Origin of the sequence: Endozoicomonas sp. SESOKO2 (assembly GCF_024606245.1) — a bacterium.
Taxonomy (GTDB): domain Bacteria; phylum Pseudomonadota; class Gammaproteobacteria; order Pseudomonadales; family Endozoicomonadaceae; genus Endozoicomonas_A.
In genome coordinates this window covers 1-4,613 of sequence record NZ_JAHHPQ010000694.1, presented here as the reverse complement: position 1 = coordinate 4,613, position 4,613 = coordinate 1, and the positions used below count along the sequence as shown (strand labels likewise).

The window sequence follows — 4,613 nt, the reverse complement described above, 5'->3', positions numbered from 1 at the left end:
CCGCCAGTACCATCATCACCGCCCAGTTGTACCTGTTTGTTTCTCAGGGCATTAATCCGTTGTTCATGGGTGTCAGAAGTGTCTGATTTAAGACCCACGGACGCTTCAGTGGCCTCAAGAACTGCTTTGTGATAATCCGTAAGAGCGACTTCTGCTTTTAATACCGCATCACTTTTTTGCTTCAGGACTAAACCCAGCCAGGCCATTTCGTCCTCATGCATGGGTTTAGCATTCTGATCCATGTATCCAGGATCGATAATCTCCTTTTCCTGACGATCCAGTTTCTCTTTTGCATCCCACTCTTCAAGCCGTGCATTGGCTAGTTCTATACTTTTCCTGTCGTGCTCACGCAGAAATTCCGTGACCTGAGTGTACTTTTTTCTGGTTAAAGGCAGTCTACCCAAGGCTTCTTTCTGACCATGAGAGTCTGTGCAAGAAGAAATGGTAATAAAGTAATCAGAGTCTTCCAGTAAACTGAGGCCACTCGTTATCTCAATGTTCAGATTTGTTTTGGCTCTCAGATTCTCAAGGATTTCATCTCGTTTTTCTGCGCTTTTTTTCTTTAATAAAAGTCTTATGTCTTCTATTCGTCCTTCAGAGGTCTGATCATCATCGGCAGCCAGACCCAAGTGGATCTGAACCTTTTTCATATCCCGATTGAGGGCTTTGTTGCCTCTATCCGAGAGGTGTTGGATGTCAGCACGGTTCCCCGCAAATTTCACGTTTTTGCCTTCAAGCGTAGCCAGCAAGCGATATGCGCCTGTTAGCTCATCCACTGCTTCTTCCACTTCTCGTCTGGCAGTAGCCAGCTCACGATCAAGGACGTATCGGGGCTTTGGTCCCAGGGGAGCCATCAGCTCGTCAAGCTCATTATCAATGGCTCTGATGCGCTCACTCACATCAGGCTCACCTATTTTCCGAACGCTGACATCCAACTGATACAGTCTGTATTCAATCAGACGGTTCTGTTCGTCGATGGTGGCATCATCTTTGTAGTCCTTGATGTTGAGTTGACGAGCCAATGCATTGTTTCTGTCTCTTCTGACAGCTTCATCGTCATAGGCTTCGTCTACTTCATCCAGTAAGTCGAAAATTTTGGCTCTTATAGCATCCTTCTTGTTGTGCAGGCTGTCATCCATTTCTAACTCTACCCCAAGATCATCGGCCAGTATAAAAACCAATAAATGGCCTCTTGGTTTAGCAAAAGCGTTTTCACTCGTTTTGATGTTCAGCTTTTCCTCTATAGCTTCAAGCCATTGTCTCTGCTGATCTCTGGCTCGCTCCTTCGAACCTTCGACACTATAGGAAAGACGCGCTCGAAGCCTCTGGAATTTGATAGCCCTCTCAGCCAGTAGTGTTCTGTCCAGTAGTGTTCTGTCTTCTTCCCAGAGGGCAGTCAGCAGCTGATCCAGGACGTCTTCCGGGATATCATCGCTGTCAAGTTTTAAACGAATGTTGGAGAGCCTTGCTGCTTTGTCATCATCTTTATAAACTCTGACTTTGACTTTGAGGTTCAGTATTGTCTCCATTGCTTCCAGTATTTGCAGGGCCTCCTCCTCTGCCTGCTTTGCGATTTCTTCGATGTGTGTCTGCATCTCATCAGAAATAGCCTGACGACGGACATAAATATCCTGCTCTTTATGGAGACCTTCTATCCCGGCAGCTTTTTCCACAGCACTGATTTTCAAGAGTACTTCAGGCCAGGCTCTTGTGTGGCCCGGAGTTCTTATGTCTTTCAGTACTTTTTCCAACTTGCGAATCTTACGACAGGCTACATCTATCAGGGTGCTACGATACTCTACTGTCCAGTCTTTACTCATCTCAATACCGAGCATTGATGCCAGAGCATTTTGCCTGGCCTTGAGGATGGCTTCTCCTTCTGCGTCTTGAACATTGAGGGTCTGAAGTTTCTGTAGCAGGTGTTTTTGATGATCACTGATGGTCTGAAGTTTCCGAAGCAGGCGTTCTTGCTGAAGAAAAATATCGGCATTGCCGTCAAAATTCTCAATGTTCAATTGCTCGGCAATGTCTGCATGGCGGGCTTTGATTGCAGTGAGTTCTTCAGCATAGGTTTCGGTGCTCTGAAGAGGTTCCTGATCGACCTGCTGCATCAGGTGCTGTTGATGCTGAATGTTCTGATGACGAGCTTGCAGATCATTTTTGTTATCCGGAACCAGACCGAGAAGATCTGCAACGATAGCCAGTCTCTGTGCGGCCAGCTCAATGTTCTGGCCTGCCTGCTGTTGCAGATGGTGATGAATGGACTCAAAGCGGGCATCCAGATCGTCTTCATTGCCCGGAATAATATCGAGATGACCTTCAATAGCCGCCAGTTTTGCTTTAACTGCTTTTTCCTCAAACTCTCCTGCTATGGCAACGGTTGAGGCAACCGCTCTGTTGATTTCATTAATTCTCTCTGTGATGAGTCTCTTTTGCACTTCGGGAGGCTGGAAATCATCCCAGTCATCAATGCCGAGTTCGGCTGCCATTTGAGCGTTGCGAATTTTTGTGGCTTTCACTCTGGCGTCAGAAGCTTGTTGTTCCAGCTCTGGAATTCGATCAGCTTCTTGTTGAAGTTTATCTCGCCATTTTTTCGTGTCTTTCCATTCTTGAAGAAGCATTTCAAGCTCCTCCTCAATTTGCTTCCTGAGGGATTGTGCTCTCTGCTTTTCCGCTTCAATGGCATTGGCTCTTTCGGTTGCATGCTGTAAGAAATTTTTAAGCTGGGCGAGTTCGCCCGCTCTTGCATTCAGCCCCTCCTGCTGGTTTTCCAGCTCAAGTAGCTGTCTGGTCATGTCTCCAAAGACTTTGGTAGCCAGCTTGACGTCGTCTCCAAAACCATTGGCAGGCAATTCAGCTACAGCGGGTATAACCCTCTGAACACTTTGAACAAATGCCTCGCTAGCCAGAAGATCTCTCAGTACAGGTTTGAAGTTGAAGTGTTTTTCGAGTTGAATCTGTAGCCAGATTGCCGTCATGATCGAGGAAGCAACTTTGATGTGTGCTGCTGTGAATTCAAACTCATTTTCATTATCGGGAGTAGCGCTGGTCAATGCCTGCTGCAGCGCTTCATAGCGGGCAAGCGCCAACAGTTTACCTTCTTCAAATTCAGCATCGAACTGCACAGCGAAGTCAATAGCAAGTTCCTCCAGCAGCGCCATCTGCCTGCTTCGGATGATGTGCTGATAGCTTTTGAGTTTGTCTTTTTTAACCTGTGCCGTCACTGCAGGAGCGGGGGCATTACCGACAACTTCTGCCCTGAGGTTGAAGAGGCTTTTTACAAAAGCAATATCGGTTGGATTCTGCTTTTGACCATGGAAAACGATAATCTCTTCAATCTCTTCTCCCGGAGCCTGAACCACTTCCAGTCTTGGGTAACCATCGGGCACATAATAAGCCAGTGTTTCATCCTCAACATGTACTACATATCCGACGGGTTTCTGGTATGCCAACAGTTCATTCAGAGCTTCCTGTTGTAAACTTTTACCCAGAACATAAACCTGGGTATAGGCTGAGGTGGCTGCGGCCAAGAGAGTCTCATCATTGATAAAGAGTGATTTACCCAGACGCTGCGGTTCAGGTGGCTGATCGCCTGAAGCGACAAGACGCATGAAGGTACGCCCGGCTACTTCAACTTCGTCTATTTTAATAGTGGCAAGGGCAGTATACTTGTCCGCCGCTCCAAGGCTTCCTGCTCTTCCATTCGCACCTTTCAATATTCTGGCCAGTTGTTTGGGGCTGGCGACTTTCGTCAGAGGTTCTAACAGTCGGGTGTTAACTGATTGAATACGAACAGCCCTTATTGAATTTTGACAAGTCATCCCATCTCTGACTTCAATAACCAGTTGCTTTTCTGCAAGGTTATGGGTGAACCTGAAGACCCCCTCATTACCGACCCTCAGGACTTTGGTGTATTTCTGAGCAACGTCATTCTTGCCTGTCTCAAAAAGATCCACACTGGAAACGCCACCGTCAATGCCAGAAAGAACATCTGTAAAGCCCTCAGAAGGAACGTCATAGACTGCTCTGGCTTCAGTCTGATCAGGGTAGGTGGTGGTAAAGGATTTGGGTATTGGTTGCTGGTCATCCCCCAAAGTTGGCTGAACCACGACCTCAGTCTGGGTAAACTCCACACCTTCATTGCCCGGAATATCGAAAGATTTGGTCTGCAGCCTGCGATCGGCCAGTGCCTGTGTACCAATGATGGAAGAATAGATTGCAATGGCCACTGCAAGGCTTACTGCATTGGGGCGAGCCTGTGTCATTCTGGTACCTCGGAGCTGAGTATTAGTCGCTTCATGACTGTTAGTTGCTCATGGCTGTCAGTTGCTCATGGCTGTCAGTCGCTCATGGCTGTTCCGTTAAGCTGAAATGTTCACCAGTATCAAGGTGGTGTGCCGAGGTTGCAGATGGAAAGCCTGATTGTGAGGCATTTCTCTTATCATGACCGTGAACTGTCTGAACATCGCCCTTTTGCCATTTGTAAAAGGCTCCGGGAGTGTAGAAGTAAGGAATACTTTCTGCGTGGGAGAACGACCATTTGGGCACATTTGCCTTAAAGTATTTCTCCCAGCCATGCTCAAACATCCTCATGGTGCGATCACGTCGTTCAC

The 4,613-nt window shown here is 47.3% G+C and carries 2 protein-coding genes; both read right to left on the bottom strand.

Annotation, left to right across the window (positions count from 1 at the left end):
* Nucleotides 1-4,265 (bottom strand): hypothetical protein (locus KDK17_RS16865; protein ID WP_257288608.1); only part of this gene is annotated, 4,265 nt, incomplete at its 3' end.
* A gap of 82 nt (nucleotides 4,266-4,347) precedes the next feature.
* Nucleotides 4,348-4,613: hypothetical protein (locus KDK17_RS16860; protein WP_257288607.1), on the bottom strand; the 266-nt coding region annotated here is incomplete at its 5' end.